This window comes from Pseudarthrobacter sp. TE3704, from assembly GCF_056279405.1.
Genome location: NZ_JBWCCJ010000006.1, coordinates 268,775 through 284,334, shown reverse-complemented (window position 1 = coordinate 284,334; position 15,560 = coordinate 268,775). Strand labels below are relative to the sequence as shown.

General features: G+C 66.6%; 11 protein-coding genes and 1 tRNA gene. 10 read left to right on the top strand and 2 right to left on the bottom strand.

Annotated elements, in window-relative coordinates; all coding sequences use genetic code 11:
* Positions 1 to 44 precede the first annotated feature (44 nt).
* The gene (locus ACZ9BC_RS17390) at positions 45 to 1,871 is read left to right on the top strand and encodes an ABC-F family ATP-binding cassette domain-containing protein (protein ID WP_476247003.1); all 1,827 of its coding nucleotides are present in this window, start codon (positions 45 to 47) and stop codon (positions 1,869 to 1,871) included.
* Positions 1,872 to 2,515: 644 nt separating this feature from the next.
* Here ACZ9BC_RS17390 and ACZ9BC_RS17385 read toward each other — a convergent pair.
* The gene (locus tag ACZ9BC_RS17385; protein ID WP_115524345.1) at positions 2,516 to 3,142 is read right to left on the bottom strand and encodes a TetR/AcrR family transcriptional regulator; all 627 of its coding nucleotides are present in this window, start codon (positions 3,140 to 3,142) and stop codon (positions 2,516 to 2,518) included.
* 134 nt (positions 3,143 to 3,276) lie between these two features.
* On the opposite strand from ACZ9BC_RS17385, the gene ACZ9BC_RS17380 reads away from it, so the two are divergent.
* The 9 genes from ACZ9BC_RS17380 (at position 3,277) to sufU (ending at position 15,265) form a co-directional block, all read left to right on the top strand.
* A tRNA-Gln gene (locus ACZ9BC_RS17380) sits at positions 3,277 to 3,348 on the top strand.
* A 101-nt stretch (positions 3,349 to 3,449) separates the two neighbouring features.
* Positions 3,450 to 4,925 carry a bifunctional UDP-N-acetylglucosamine diphosphorylase/glucosamine-1-phosphate N-acetyltransferase GlmU gene (gene glmU, locus ACZ9BC_RS17375; RefSeq protein ID WP_476247002.1) on the top strand — a complete coding sequence of 492 codons (1,476 nt, stop codon included), beginning with the start codon at positions 3,450 to 3,452 and terminating at the stop codon, positions 4,923 to 4,925.
* 2 nt (positions 4,926 to 4,927) lie between these two features.
* A complete protein-coding gene (locus ACZ9BC_RS17370) occupies positions 4,928 to 5,908 on the top strand; it encodes a ribose-phosphate diphosphokinase (protein ID WP_079595652.1) in 981 nt (326 codons plus the stop codon).
* A 245-nt stretch (positions 5,909 to 6,153) separates the two neighbouring features.
* On the top strand, positions 6,154 to 6,762 hold the full coding sequence (locus ACZ9BC_RS17365; RefSeq protein WP_079595651.1) for a 50S ribosomal protein L25/general stress protein Ctc: 609 nt from the start codon (positions 6,154 to 6,156) through the stop codon (positions 6,760 to 6,762).
* Positions 6,763 to 6,873: 111 nt separating this feature from the next.
* A complete protein-coding gene (gene pth, locus ACZ9BC_RS17360) occupies positions 6,874 to 7,464 on the top strand; it encodes an aminoacyl-tRNA hydrolase (protein ID WP_476247001.1) in 591 nt (196 codons plus the stop codon).
* A 122-nt stretch (positions 7,465 to 7,586) separates the two neighbouring features.
* Positions 7,587 to 10,319 carry a helix-turn-helix transcriptional regulator gene (locus ACZ9BC_RS17355; protein ID WP_476247000.1) on the top strand — a complete coding sequence of 911 codons (2,733 nt, stop codon included), beginning with the start codon at positions 7,587 to 7,589 and terminating at the stop codon, positions 10,317 to 10,319.
* Positions 10,306 to 12,966 carry a LuxR C-terminal-related transcriptional regulator gene (locus ACZ9BC_RS17350; protein ID WP_476247052.1) on the top strand — a complete coding sequence of 887 codons (2,661 nt, stop codon included), beginning with the start codon at positions 10,306 to 10,308 and terminating at the stop codon, positions 12,964 to 12,966. Before ACZ9BC_RS17355 ends, ACZ9BC_RS17350 begins: the two co-directional genes overlap by 14 nt.
* A 499-nt stretch (positions 12,967 to 13,465) precedes the next feature.
* Positions 13,466 to 14,794: a SufS family cysteine desulfurase gene (locus tag ACZ9BC_RS17345; RefSeq protein ID WP_476246999.1), complete on the top strand. Its 1,329-nt coding sequence runs from the start codon at positions 13,466 to 13,468 to the stop codon at positions 14,792 to 14,794.
* 21 nt (positions 14,795 to 14,815) lie between these two features.
* Positions 14,816 to 15,265, top strand: coding sequence for a Fe-S cluster assembly sulfur transfer protein SufU (sufU, locus tag ACZ9BC_RS17340; RefSeq protein ID WP_476246998.1), 450 nt, complete (start codon positions 14,816 to 14,818; stop codon positions 15,263 to 15,265).
* Positions 15,266 to 15,338: 73 nt separating this feature from the next.
* Here sufU and ACZ9BC_RS17335 read toward each other — a convergent pair whose 3' ends face one another.
* Positions 15,339 to 15,560 carry an SCO4848 family membrane protein gene (locus ACZ9BC_RS17335; RefSeq protein ID WP_476246997.1) on the bottom strand — a complete coding sequence of 74 codons (222 nt, stop codon included), beginning with the start codon at positions 15,558 to 15,560 and terminating at the stop codon, positions 15,339 to 15,341.

The window sequence follows — 15,560 nt, the reverse complement described above, 5'->3', positions numbered from 1 at the left end:
TCAACCCACGTTCATCCCACCCGAGCAGCAGAAAGCAGTACCCTTTGGCACACCTTCTTGGCGGCGAGAACCTCACGGTTTCCTACGCGACCCGCACCGTCCTGGACGGCGTCACCCTGGGACTCGAGGAGGGTGACAGGATCGGCATGGTGGGCCGCAACGGCGACGGCAAATCCACCCTCATGCGGCTGCTCGCGCTGCGCTCCACCCCCGACGCCGGCAGGGTCACCAAACGCGGCGACGTCAACGTCGGGTACCTGGACCAGAGCGACGTGCTCGACGGCGACCTCACGGTGGGTGCCGCCATCGTGGGGGACCAGGCGGACTACGAGTGGGCCCGGAACCCCCGGATCCGGGAAATCATGGGCGGGCTGGTTTCCGACGTGGACTGGCACGCCAACGTCCATGCCCTCTCCGGCGGCCAGAAGCGCCGCGTGGCACTCGCCAAGCTGCTGATCGAGGACCACGACGTCATCATGCTGGACGAGCCCACCAACCACCTTGACGTCGAGGGCGTTGCCTGGCTGGCGCGGCACCTGAAGACACGCTGGCGGGCCAACCAGGGCGCGTTCCTGGTGGTCACCCACGACCGCTGGTTCCTCGACGAAGTCTGCACCAAAACCTGGGAAGTCCACGACGGAATCGTTGACCCCTTCGAAGGCGGTTACGCGGCCTATGTGCTGGCCCGCGCCGAGCGGGACCGGATGGCCTCCGTGGTGGAGAGCAAGCGCCAGCAGCTGGTCAAGAAGGAGCTCGCCTGGCTGCGCCGCGGCGCGCCGGCACGGACATCAAAGCCGAAGTTCCGGATCGAGGCAGCCAACGCCCTTATCGAGGACGTTCCGGCACCCCGGGATTCCATGGCGCTGAACAAGATGGCCACGGCCCGCCTGGGCAAGGACGTCCTGGACCTGGAGCACGTCTCCCTCAATTTCCAGGGCGCCGACGACGGCCGGAAGCTTTTTGACAACATCACCCTCCGCCTCGCCCCGGGTGAGCGCCTGGGATTGGTGGGCGTCAACGGCGCCGGCAAGACCACCCTCCTGAAGCTCCTCAACGGCCAGATCACCCCCGACGCCGGCAAGCTGAAGCGCGGCAAGACCGTGGTCACGGCCGTGCTCACGCAGGAGGTCAAGGAGCTCGACGACGTCTCCGACCTTCGCGTCATCGAAGTCATCGAGCGGGAGAAACGTTCCTTTAACGTCGGGGGGCGGGAATTCACCGCCGGGCAGTTGGTGGAGCAGCTCGGGTTCACCAACCAGAAGCAGTGGACACCGGTAAAGGACCTCTCGGGCGGTGAGCGCCGGCGCCTGCAGCTCCTGCGATTGCTCGTGGGGGAGCCGAACGTGCTGATGCTCGACGAGCCCACCAACGATCTGGACACCGACACCCTTGCCGCTGTGGAAGACGTCCTGGACGGCTGGCCGGGGACGCTCGTGGTGGTCAGCCACGACCGCTACCTCCTGGAGCGCGTCACCGACCACCAGATGGCCCTGCTTGGCGACGGCAAGCTCCGCGGCCTGCCCGGCGGCGTGGACCAGTACCTGGAACTCCGTGAGGCTGCACTTGCGGGATCCACCGTCACCGGGGGCGGAAACCCCGTCACCAGCGGCGGTTCGGCGGCAGCGCCGGCCCAGTCCGGCCCTTCCGAAGCCGAAAAGCGGGATGCCCGCAAAGCCAAAAACCGGATCGAACGCCAGCTCGGCAAGCTGGACCAGGCAGAGAAAAAGCTTCACGACCAGATGCTGAAAAGCACGGAGGCCTCCGACTTCGACGCCCTGGCCGAGCAAAACCGGCAACTCAAAGACCTCGCCGGCGAACGCGACGCCCTCGAACTCGAATGGCTCGAAGCAGTAGAGGTCCTCGGGGAGTAGTCCGCTCTGTTCTCTTCGGCTTGGTTCCGGAGCCGGCCCTTCGACGTCCGCCCGCCTTGGGGGTCCGGAACCGGCCCTTGGAGGTTCGCCCGCGTGGGTTCCGGAACCGGCCCTTCGACGTCGCTTAGACACGACGCGTAGAGGCCATTCCGGTCGCTGAGCGACCTCCATGCCCTGACGCGCCGCGATGCGCGACTTTCCGAAGGACCGCTTCCGGAAGCTAGCGTCCCCTCCCGGCGTGCTCACGTCTGGAACGAAGGAGCGGGAGGGCCGCGCGGGCACCTCCCGACAGGACGGCCTCCAGCGACGGCACCGCACCTACCGCCGGGCAACAGCGGGGCGTCCTGAACGGAACCTTCGGCAACTGCGCGCGGAGACTCTTGAACCGTGGAAATTTGGTAAGTGGAGTGCCGAGGACTCGCGAAGGTAACGATGGCTAATAGTGGTGCGGGGGACCTTCGTGTAGTCGCGCATCGCGGCGCATCGGGCGCCGGAGGTCGCTCAGCGACCGCAGGTGCCCCTATGCGTCGTGTCTAAGCGACGGCGAAGGGCCACTGCGCCGCGGACTCGACAACGGCCGACGGCGAAGGGCCCGTGCGCCGCGAAGGTAACCAACGGCCCGTGAAGGTGACCACGGGGAGTACTCAGCCCTCGGACTTCAGCTCAGGGTCTTTCTTGAGGCCGGTCAGGCCGTTCCAGGCGAGGTTGACCAGGTGGGCGGCGACGGTGTGTTTGTCGGGCTGGCGGCTGTCCTGCCACCACTGGCCGGTCATGGCCACCATGCCCACGAGCATCTGCGCGTACATGGCGCCGTCCTCGCCGCTGAACCCGCGGCGGGAGAATTCGTCGGAGAGGATGTGTTCCACGCGGGCGGTGACGTGGGAGAGCAGGGTGGAAAAGGCCCCTTCGGGTTGGGAGGGCGGGGCGTCGCGCATCAGGATCCGGAAGCCTTCGGTGCGGTCTTCGATGTAGGTCAGCAGTGCCAGGGCGGCGCGTTCCACCAGGACGCGCGGCTTCGCCTCCTCGGTGAGGGCCGCATTGATGGCGTCCAGCAGGATATGGAACTCAAAGTCCACCACCTGGGTGTACAGCCCTTCCTTGGAACCGAAGTGCTCATAGATGACCGGCTTGGAGACTCCCGCGCAGGCGGCGATTTCCTCGATGGTGGTGCCGTCCAGTCCGCGTACGGCGAAGAGGCCGCGCCCGACGTCGATCAGCTGGCTCCGGCGCTGAAGTCCGGTCATCCGCGTCCGCGGCGGGTTGTTGCTCACATTTCCATCATGCCTTACCCCTCTGCGGCGGGATTTTGGGGCCTCCGGGAGGACCCGGTGGCCCCGTGTCGCGCGGTGCCCCGAACCCGTGGCAAAATAGGGGATTGTGCCCGGGCCTTGCGCCTTCGGCATGGTCCGCTCTGGTGTAACGGCAGCACCCCGGCCTTTGGAGCCGTGGAGTATAGGTTCGAATCCTATGGGCGGAACTGCTGTGCGAGGAGTTCAGTAGGATGACACTCGGTGCCGCGCCGGCAGACTGGCCGGACACCGCAAGCGCCAGCGTAACCCAAGCAAGGAGAGCCCGTACGTGATCCCCGAGAAGGCCCCGTCCGCCGTAATCGTCCTGGCGGCAGGCGCCGGCACCCGGATGAAGTCACGTACCCCCAAGATCCTCCATGAGATCGGTGGCCGGTCGATGGTGGGGCATGCGCTCCTGGCAGCCCGCAGCATCAACCCCCGGCAGCTCGCCATTGTCGTCCGCCACGAACGGGACCTTGTGGCCCGCCACGTCGCTGAGCTCGATCCTGCTGCCGTCATTGTGGACCAGGACGATGTTCCCGGCACGGGCCGCGCGGTTGAAGCCGCGCTGCAGGCCCTGGATGCGGAACAGCCGCTGACGGGCACCGTCGTGGTGACCTACGGCGATGTGCCCCTGCTCTCCGGCCAATTGCTGGCCGAACTCGTTGCCACCCATGAGCAGGAAGCCAACGCCGTCACGGTCCTGACGGCCGTCCTGGACGACGCCTCCGGCTACGGCCGCATCCTGCGCGGCGACGACGGCACCATCACCGGCATCCGCGAGCACAAGGACGCCACGGAAGCCGAACGGCTGATCCGCGAGGTCAACTCCGGCATTTACGCATTCGATGCCGACGTACTGCGCAACGCCCTGGGCAAGGTCACTACGGACAATGCACAGGGCGAGAAGTACCTCACGGACGTGCTGGGACTGGCGAGGGAGGCAGGCGGGCGCGTTGCCGCCGTCGTCACCGCTGACCGCTGGCAGGTGGAGGGCGCCAACGACCGTGTCCAGCTGGCGGCCCTCGGAGCGGAGCTGAACCGCCGCACCGTGGAAGCCTGGATGCGCGCCGGTGTCACCGTCGTTGACCCGGCCACCACGTGGATCGATTCCTCCGTGACGCTTGACGAGGACGTCCGTCTCCTGCCCAACACCCAGCTGCACGGGGCCACCCGCGTGGCGAGGGACGCCGTCGTCGGCCCCGACACCACGCTGACCGACGTCACCGTGGGCGAAGGCGCGAAGGTGATCCGCACGCACGGTTCCGGGTCGGTGATCGGCGCCGGCGCCTCCGTCGGACCCTTCACGTACCTGCGGCCCGGCACCGTCCTGGGCGAAAGCGGCAAAATCGGCGCGTTCTACGAAACCAAGAACGTCACCATCGGCCGCGGCTCCAAACTGTCCCACCTCGGCTACGCCGGCGACGCCGAAATCGGCGAGGACACGAACATCGGCTGCGGCAACATCACAGCCAATTACGACGGCCAGAACAAGCACCGCACGGTCATCGGTTCCGGCGTCCGCACCGGTTCCAACACCGTCTTTGTTGCCCCGGTCACCGTGGGGGACGGCGCCTACAGCGGCGCCGGCGCGGTGATCCGCAAGGACGTGCCCGCTGGCGCCTTGGCGCTGAGTATCGCAGCGCAGCGCAACACCGAAGGGTGGGTCCCCGCCAACAGGCCGGGAACGCGCTCCGCCGAACTGGCCCAGGCAGCCACCACAGATTCCTCAAGTACCCCGGCATCTACAGAAGAGGGCAAGTAATAATGAGCGAAATTACGGCGCACGGCGAGAAGAAGCTGGTGCTCGCCACCGGGCGGGCCCATCCGGAGCTGGCCCGGGAGATCGCCAAGGAGCTCGGTACTGACCTGCTGCCGGTGGACGCCTACGACTTCGCCAACGGTGAAATCTACGTCCGCGCCGGCGAGAGCGTCCGCGGCACCGACGCCTTCGTCATCCAGGCGCACCCGGCCCCGCTGAACAACCACCTCATGGAACAGCTGATCATGATCGATTCGCTGAAGCGGGCCTCCGCCAAGAGGATCACCGTGGTCTCCCCGTTCTACCCCTACGCACGCCAGGACAAGAAGGGACGGGGCCGCGAGCCCATTTCCGCCCGCCTGGTGGCCGACCTCTACAAAACCGCCGGCGCCGACCGCATCATGAGCGTGGACCTGCACACCTCCCAGATCCAGGGCTTCTTCGACGGGCCCGTGGACCACCTCATGGCCATCCCGCTGCTCGCGGACTACATCCGCACCCGGGTGGACGCAGAGAACATCACGGTTGTGTCCCCGGACACCGGCCGCGTCCGCGTGGCCGAGCAGTGGGCCGAGCGCCTGGGCGGCGCCCCCCTGGCCTTCGTGCACAAGAGCCGCGACCTGACCGTCCCCAACCAGGCGGTCTCCAAGACCGTGGTGGGCCAGATCGAGGGACGCACCTGTGTCCTGATCGACGACATGATCGACACCGGGGGAACCATCTCCGGCGCCGTCCAGGTACTGAAGAACGCGGGCGCCAAGGATGTCATCATCGCCGCCACCCACGCCGTCTTCTCCGACCCCGCGGCCCAGCGGCTCGCCGACTCGGGCGCCCGCGAAGTGGTGGTCACCAACACCCTTCCGCTTACCGCGTCCCAGCGGTTCCCGCAGCTGACCGTCCTGTCCATCGCCCCGCTGATTGCGCGCGCCGTCCGTGAAGTGTTCGACGACGGTTCCGTCACCAGCCTGTTCGACGGCAACGCCTAGGCAGTTCCGGTGCCGGGCCCGTTTTCAGTAAACGGGCCCGGCGCTGGTAAGCTTTACAGCGATACCTTGGCGAGGGAGAGCAGCCGGGCAACCGGCTTGCAGGTCTCCGTTATCGACTGGGTCTGATCTGCCCTTCATTCGAAGGGCTGCCTTCTTGAAAGGGCCGCCTTCCGGCCGCCCGGCGTTGAAGGTCGCAACAGACCTCCGCCCTTGCTGAACACCGTTTAGTTTTCAAGGAGATTTCCATGTCTGAGCAGAAGCTCGCAGCAGAACTGCGCACCGAATTCGGCAAGGGCTACGCCCGCCGCGCACGGATGGCCAACCTGATCCCCGCCGTTATTTACGGCCACGGCGCAGAGCCCATCCACGTCACCCTCCCGGCCAAGGCCACCACCCTGGCTGTCCGCACCGCCAACGCCCTGCTGTCCCTGGACATCAACGGCGAAGGCCACCTGGCCCTGGTCAAGGACGTGCAGCGCGACCCGATCAAGCAGATCATCGAGCACATCGACCTCCTGACCGTCCGCCAGGGCGAGAAGGTCACCGTCGACGTTCCGGTCCACGTGACCGGCGAAACCGCCCCCGGCACCGTCCACAACCTGGAGCTGACCGTTGTGTCCCTCGAGGCCGAGGCAACCCACCTGCCCGAGACCGTCGAGGTCAGCATCGAAGGCCGTGCCGCCGGCGAGCACATCCACGCTTCCGACCTGGTTCTGCCGAAGGGTTCCGCACTGCTGACCGACGCCGAGGCGCTCGTGGTCAACATCTCCGAGGCCACCGCTACGGAAGAAGAGACAGAAGCCGCTGAAGGCGCCGAGGCTCCCGCAGCCGCCGGGGAAGCCGCAGCCGAGTAATCAGCCTGTATTCCTGACAGTGGCCGGATCCCGCAGGGGTCCGGCCACTGTTGCGTCTGCCGCCCTCCGGCCGCGGACACAACCCTCACAACGCCACCTTAGGATTGACCCATGACTGATTCCTGGCTGATCGTCGGCCTCGGCAACCCCGGCGCCCAGTACCACGGCAACAGGCACAATGTTGGCCAGATGGTGCTCGACGAACTGGCGGGCAGGATCGGCGCCGGGTTCAAATCCCACAAGGCACGCGCCCAGGTTGTGGAGGGGCGGCTCGGTATCGGTGGCCCCCGCGTGGTGCTGGCAAAGCCCATGACCTACATGAACGTTTCCGGCGGGCCCGTCTCGGCGCTGGCCAACTTCTACGGCATTACGCCGGACCACGTGGTTGCCGTGCACGACGAGATCGACATCCCTTTTAACACGGTGAAACTTAAGATCGGCGGCGGGGAAGGCGGCCACAACGGGCTGCGGGACATCTCCAAAGCACTCGCCACCAAGGACTACCTCCGCGTCCGGGTGGGGGTGGGACGTCCACCCGGCAGGATGGACACCGCCGACTACGTCCTGCGTGACTTCGGCAGTGCCGAGCTTAAGGAACTGCCGTTCCTGCTGGACGAAGCGGCCGACGCCATCGAGTTGCTGCTGCGTGACGGGCTCACGTCAGCCCAGCAAAAATTCCATCCGGCCAAATCCGATCGATAGCAATATACAAACTTAAAGTCGTTTTGACCTGTCTCCTGGTCCGTGCCACAGGGTACTCTTCTTCGTATGCGGGGGAGCAATGGGGCTACATCCCGCTATCGCGGGATGTAGAGGAAAAGTTCATGTCAATCGAGCCACTCAGCTGGGGACGTGGGTCAACACCTCAGGACGTTGGGCTGCGTACACCAGGTTCCGGTGCGCCGGGGCAGCAATGGTCTGCGCCCGCCCGCAGTGCCAACCTGGAAACCGTCCGCACTGCACTGACCACTGAAAACTCATTGGGCGTCGTCATCACCGGCGGCCGGGGGGTGGGCAAGTCCTCCCTCGCCCGTGCAGCCGTCGCCGACCTGGGGCCGGAGGTGTGGTCTCTGCAGCTCCGCAGCGGACCTGCCGGATCCACCACGCCCTACGGCTGTCTCTCCTTCCTGCTGGCCAGGCTTCCGCAGGCCTACATGGGATCGCCCACGGCAATCCTGCGCGGCATCACCTCGCTGATCCGCAGCGACGCCGCGGGCCGGCCCTGTGTCATCACCCTCGACACCTCGGGCAGCATCGACGACATGAGCGCCGGAGTGCTGTTGAACGTACTCCTGACCGGCACCGCCAAAATCATTGCCGTCGCACCGAACATCAGCGACCTTCCGGCCGACTTCCACTGGCTGCTCACGGACCGGCGCCTGACCGAAGTACGGCTCAACAACCTCAATGAGCTGCAGACCCGCCAGGTCCTGCTGTCCCTGCTGGGCCACCGGGTATCTGCCTCCCTGGTCAACACCTACCACCGGATGGTGGGCGGCAATCCGCTGCTGCTCAAGGCACTGGTCACCGAACAGCAGCTGTCCGGAAACCTGGTGCTGTCCGACTCCGTCTGGACCCTCCGCGACAAGGTGGTGCTCGACGGCGCCGCCAGCCTCGATGACATTGTCCGGTCCCGCTGGTCGCGGGAAACCCCGGAAACCCGGGAAGTCATTGAAATGCTGTCCTGCGCCCGCCGGGTTGAGCTGTCCCGGCTCACAGCGGTATACGGTGCCGACGTGGTGGCGGACATGGAAGACGGCGGACTGCTGGAGGTCGACGACTCGGACCACCGCTGGGTGTCCCTGCGTGAAAAGTACATCGGCGACGTCGTACGCACCTGGTTGAGCATCGCGCGGCGCCGGGAACTGCGCAACGTGTTGCTCGCGGGTGAGGAACCTGATCCGGCCCGCATGACGCTCGAAGAATTGATGGCGTTTGCCGCCTGGACCCACGAGTGCGAGGCCCCGCTGAGCCCTGCCCTGGCCCTCGCGGCTGCCGAGGCGGCGGTCCAGCTGTTCGATCCACGGTTCGCCCTGACCTACGCCGAGATGCTGCACAGGACGGACCGTGAATGGCTGCCCGCGCAGCGCCAGAAAGCTGCCGCGTACCTGCAGCTGGACATGCCCGTCCAGGCACTCGCAGCACTGGACGGCATCTCCCGGCCGGAACTCGAGGCCCTGGACGTCGAGGAATACGCGCACGTTGTAGCCGCCAAAGCACGGGTCATGATGCGGTTGCCGGAGCGGGCCGGCAAGGTACCCGAACTTCTCCAGGAAGCCCGGAACAGGCTGGCACCTGCCGGGAACAACGCGTCTTGGCCGGAGCCCGCCGCCGTGGCAGCCAACCTTGTCGCTTTGAGCGACTTCGAATACCGGGCCTTCGTGGGTGACTACGCCGCCTTGATTCCGGACCTCGAGGCAGCCGCAGACCCTGCCTTGAACCCTGACGCGGACTACCGGATGCATTCGGCCATCCTCCTGATGACTGCACTTGCCCTGACCGGCCGGGAAATGGATGCGCTGGGCCTGATGCGGCAGCTCGGCGGCCAGATCAGCGACGCCTCCCACGTGGTGGGCCTGCGTGAGCGGTACACCAGGGAGGCTTACCTGGTGCTGCTGATGGCCGGGCAGTGGCGGCGGTGCATCGACCTGCTGGGACCACAAAGCGACGAGGAACAGTACCGCCTTCCCTACGGCAGTGCCGCCACGGAACTGGCTGCCGGCATCGCATACGTCTATGCCGGCCGGGGCGCTGCCGCGCTCGATCCGCTGATGTCCGCTGCAGCCCAGCTGGAACTGCAACCCGTGCAGGCTGCACTCCGCTTCGCCTACGCCGCAACGGCCCTGGCGCACGCGCAAACCGGCAATGCCGGCCAGGCCCGCAAATACCTGAGCAAACTGCAGCGGGTTCCCGGCACATCAGGTTTCGCCACCGAAAGCCTCATCAGTTTCTGCGCCCTCGTGGCGGGGCGCTGGCTGGGCGACTCCGATGCCGTCACGCGCCTGAAGCAGTCGGCCCGCCAGAACATGGAGGCCGGGCGCTACACGCTCGCTGGCGTTGAACTGCTTGCGGCCACGGTGAACGGGAGCGACAACGACTTCCGGCTCCTCGAGGACATTGCGTCCCACCGCCAGGGACCACTGGCGGAGGTTTCCCGGCTCATTGCCGTGGGCAGCCGGACCAGGGACGCGAAGACGCTCCTTGCCGGCGGCGAGCTGGCGGCTACGCTGGAACTGGACGCGGTGGAGGCCAGGTGCATGGCCCTGGCCGTGGACTTCGCACGCCAGGATGGGGACTCCATCTCCGCCCGGACCGCGCAGGCCCGCCTTGACATCCTGGCCGCCACTGTCGCCAACCTGCCCATCGTGCCCAGCAGCGGCAGCCCGCTGCTGACCAGCAGGGAGCGCCAGATTGCCCGGCTTGCGGGGCGTGGTGCATCAAACCGTGACATCGCCCTGGAAATGGGCGTGTCAGTCCGGACTGTGGAAGGCCACCTGTACCAGGTCTTCACCAAGCTGGGCGTAACTTCCAGGGGTGATCTGACTGGACTCGTCTAATGGACACAAACCGGCACCGGCGCACCGGCTCCTCACCGGCCGCCGCGAGCCGTTGGACCGGATCTGCAACATTGTCCGGAACCGCACCAGCCAGGCGGTTTTCGTCATGGCCGGACCCGGCATCGGCAAATCATCGCTGACAGAGGCCATCGCGGAACGGCTTGCCGGCGACATGCACATCCTGCAGATCCATGCCAGTTCCGCCCTCACCGCCGTGCCTTTCGGGGTCCTGACCCCGTATACCGCTGATCTGACAGCCGAGGAATCCGTCTCACCCGTAGCGGTCCTGCGTTCCATGTGGACATATTTCGAGAAACTCAAGACGGGCGCCGGCAGCCAGGTCCTGCTGGTGGTGGACGACGCCCACCATCTGGATGACGCCTCCGCCGGTGTTGTGGCTGACCTGATTTCCGCTGGCTGGGCCACCGTGGTGGCGGCCGCGCGCCCGCGGCCCGGATTGCCGCAGCCACTGGACCAGCTGTGGTACGACGGCCTGGCCGAGCGCGTGGACCTGCGGCCCCTGAACCGGGAACAGATCGAGGAAGTGCTGGCCCACGTCCTGGACGGAACAGTTCCCGCGGCTACCGTTGACTCGCTCTGGAGTGCATCGGGCGGCAATCCCCGCATCCTGGACGCGCTGCTGCATGATGCCGCCGAAGCCGGGATCCTCTCCAAGCGCAACGGGATCTGGATCCTGCTGGGCTCCCTGCCGGCCGACGGCGCCAGGCTGACGGCAGTTGTCGCAAAGGACCACCTGCGGCGGCGGCCCGAAGAACAGGAAGCACTGAAGCTGATTGCGCTGGCCGGTCCGGTTGGGCGGAAGGTCATCGAGGACATCTGCGGGGCCCCTGTGGTCCGGTCCCTGCTGGACCAGCAGATGGTGGTTGAAACGTCCGGGGTACCGGCTGAGCTCTCCATGTGGAACGCCTTGTTCGCACATGCGATACGGAACACGATTTCGGTGTCCCGCAGCCTCCAGCTACAGGAAAAAACGCGCGCGCACCAGGACGGCATCGTGCTCCGCGGCGAAGGCCGGCTGCGTTCCGTGGAATGGGCGTTGGAATGTGGGCTCCGGGTACCCGACGCCGACCTGCTGGAGGCCGCCCGCGAGGCGTTGGCGCGGTTCCGCAACGACAGCGCCGGCTCCATCGCCGCCAGGGTGCAGGACCCCGCGATGGCACCCATGGCGCGGGCGGTCCACGCCCGTGCACTGTACAACGACGGCGCCTACGCGGACGCTGCCGCGCTGCTCGACGGCTGCTGGCTTCAGCTTGCGTACGATCCCCAGGGTCCGGCAGTCCTCCTGCTCCGGGTCTCGGCACATCAGGCGGCCGGGCACCAGCTGGCAGCCGTGGCCGAGGACGTCCGGGAGCACACAGGCCGGTCAGGTGACGGGCCGCGGACCTGGCAGGAGGAGATCCTTCAGCTCCTGCAGTCAGGCGCCGAGGTGGACTACCGGGCGCTCGCGGCCGAGGTGGAAACCATCAGGAACCGAAGCTCCCCGGAAGCAGACGTCGAGCCCATCGGCGCTGTGGGCGAGGCGTTGCTGGCCCATGCCCTTACGGCGGCCGGACGGCCGGCAGAAGGACTGGATGCTGGGCTGCTGGCAGCTTCCGAACTGCCGCCGCTGGAAGACAGCCTGTTTTTCTTTCCCGAGTTCGTGCTGGGCAGGCTCGTCATCAGTTACCTGGCCATGGGGGAGTGGGAATCAGCGGAGCGCGAACTCGACAGTTACGCCGCCGCCCATGCCACCGGTGCGGCAACCTTTGACGGCAGCCTGCAGGTGCTCCGTGGCTATTCGCTGCTGAAGCAGGGCCGGATGGAGCGCGCCTACCAGCTGCTGCTGCCGGCGGTGGAAGCGCTGAGGCTCAACGACCCCCTCCAGCTGTTCCGCTTTGGTTCTTCGCTGGGCTTCTATGTTGCGGCACGGCTGGGAGACTCCGCGCAGGCAAGGCGCCTGGAGCAGGACTACAAAGACGCCGTCGCCGGCGGGCCCGCGCATGACCTCCTTGCCGGAGCGTACGCCGCAGCGGCCGCCGAATACTTGTCCCGTGACGGCAAGGGCATCGCCTCGCTGCACACGATGATGACAGCTGCCGAAGCCTCGGGAAGGGCCGGCCACCTGCTCGAACTCCTGGCCGTGTGCTGGGATTTGGGGGACCCGTCGGTGATTCCCATGGTGCAGGACGCCGCCCGCGATGTGCAGGGACGCTGGGCAGCGGCCATGCTGACGCTTGCCACGAGCTGGGAAGCTGCCGACGGGGACGCCCTGATGGAAACGGCGGCATCGCTGGAAGCGTCAGGCTTCGTCAACCTTGCCCGCGAGGCCTACGCCCGCGCCAGCTCAGTACTGGAGCACGCCGGGGAACGCCGCCGCTCCAGGCAGGCTGTGGCGCAGCGCGAGCGGTGCGACCATGAACTGGGCGAACGGTTCAGGGAAGGCCGCTTCATCGCCGCGGCTCCCACCGTCCACCTCACCCGGCGTGAACAGGACATCGTGGAACTCGCGGTGCAGGGCCTCACCGACCGCGAGATAGCGCAAAAGCTGATGGTCTCCGTCCGCACGGTGGAGGGGCACCTGTACAGGACCTACGTGAAACTGGGTGTACGCAGCAGGGACGAACTGGAGTCCGCTCTGCCCAAGTAGGCCCGGACCTCCTGCGGACCCCCGGACATCCGGCGCTCCCCACGCTGCATCGGCATGCCCTTCACCTGCGGCTTTGTCGCCTGCAGGCTGGTGCGCCGGGCCATGCAGGCACCGCTCCGACCGGGAACGGACCGGTGCCTGCAGCTCCCAGGCTCCTAGGTAGTACCCCGGCGCGGAAATCGAGTACACCCTACTCGTGTACAGGAGGGTGCCGCAGGATTTACTTAAGGAGGCAAAGCAAACGGCAGGCAGGACGCCGCAGAGGTTGCCAGCAGCACATCGAGCCTCTTTCAAACTTCCGGTCCCCAGGGACCGGGCCAAGACGGGGCCGGCGGCGTCAGAGTCTTCTGAGACCGAGACTCTCCCCCCAGCCGTCGCCGGCCCTCCACTCCGCGGGCTGAAGCCCGGAGCGAATGTGGCGGCTGCCCCTCCGGGCGGCCGCCACAGTCGTGCTGTGGGACAATTGAATGTCATCCGTTGGCATCCCAAGGAGATTGTTTTGGCCCTCGTATCAACGCCAGCCTCACTGGAGCAAGCCCTCCCGGCCACACTGGATAACGCCGAAGTTCTCCGCATCCGTAACGATTTTCCGGTCCTGGACCAGCTCGTCAACGGACGGCCACTGGTTTATCTGGATTCCGGGGCAACCTCACAGAACCCCCTGAGCGTCATTGAAGCAGAGCAGGAATTCTATGAGCAGCGGAATGCCGCCGTGCACCGCGGCGCGCACCACCTTGCCGTGGAGGCCACCGAAGCATTCGAGGACGCCCGGCAGACAGTGGCGGACTTCATTGGCGCCGACTACTCGGAGACCATCTGGACGTCCAACGCCACCGAAGGCCTCAACCTCATCTCCTACACCCTATCCACAGCGGGACTGTGGGCTGCCCAAGGCCGGGGTGACGCCGGGCTGGCGGACCTCGCCCTGAAGCCCGGCGACGAGATTGTGGTGACCGAGATGGAACACCACGCCAACCTCATTCCCTGGCAGGAACTGGCGTTCCGCACCGGCGCCACCCTCCGCTACATCCCCATCGATGACGCCGGAAGCCTCCGAATGGACCAGGCCCGGGACATCATCGGCAGCCGGACCAAGGTTCTCGCCTTCACGCATGCGTCCAATGTCCTGGGCACCATCAACCCGGTCCGGGAACTCGTGGCCCTGGGCCGCGCCGCGGGCGCCCTGGTGGTTCTGGATGCCTGCCAGTCGGCACCGCACATGGTACTGGACGTCAAAAAACTCGATGTGGACTTCGCCGTGTTCTCCGGGCACAAGATGCTCGCACCCACCGGGATCGGCGTGCTCTACGGCAAGCAGGAACTGCTGGATATCCTGCCGCCCTTCCTGACGGGCGGTTCCATGATCACCACCGTCACCATGGAGCGGGCCGAGTATTTGCCTGCCCCGCAGCGCTTCGAGGCCGGGACCCAGCGCATCTCACAGGCCGTAGCCCTGGCCGCGGCAGCAAACTACCTGACGGAAACCGGGCTGGACCGGATCCACCGGTGGGAAACCGAACTCGGGGGACGGATGGTGACCGGTCTCGAATCGATCCCCGGCATCCGCGTGCTGGGACCCGCCGCCGGCGGGGAACGGATTGGGCTTGCCGCGTTCGACGTCGAAGGCGTCCATGCCCACGACGTGGGGCAGTTCCTGGACTCCAGGGGGATCGCCGTGCGCGTTGGCCACCACTGCGCGCAGCCGCTGCACCGCCGGCTGGGGCTGACCGCCACCACCCGCGCCAGCGCCTACCTCTACAACACCACCGATGACGTGGACCAGTTCCTGGATGCCGTGGCCGGCGTACGGGCCTATTTCCGTGCCTAGCCGGAAGATCGAAGGTAATCCATGAGTTTGGACCAGCTGTACCAGCAGATCATTCTCGACCACTCCAAAGCGCGGCACGGCAGCGGCCTCGCCGGGACTGAGGCTCCCGAGGGCGCGTCCACCGGGCAATCCCACCAACTCAACCCGGTGTGCGGGGATGAAGTGACCCTTCGCCTTGCGGTGGAGGACGGAAAGGTGGCCCAGGTTTCCTGGGACGGGGCGGGCTGCTCCATCTCCATGGCATCCGCCTCGGTGCTCACGGAGCTTGCGGAGGGAATGACCGTGGCGGAGCTGCATGAGGTCATTGACAGCTTCCGCGAAGTCCTGCGGTCCCGGGGCAAGATCCACGCCGATCCGGACCTGCTGGGGGACGCCGCGGCGTTTGAAGGCGTTGCCCGGTACGCCGCACGCGTGAAGTGCGCCATGATTTCCTGGGTTGCCGCGGAGGATGCGCTGAACCAGGCCGCCTAACAAGCCGGCCCGGATAAGGAAAGACCCTCCTCCCCGCGAACTTCGGGAGGAGGGTCTTCCGGTTTAACGCGACTTACCCGAACAGCCCCATGATGCCGATGACGGCCGTGGCGGCTCCCAGCACCATCGAGATGCTGACCAGCACCACGTGGACCGTCAGGAACTTCGTGGCCCTGCCGGCGGCATCGCGGGCACGCGGGTCCTTCATGACCCGGCGCAGGAACTGCGGCCAAACCACCAGGGACCAGACGCCGGCCACGATCAGGACCAGGGCAGCGAAAACGGGCAGCTCCAC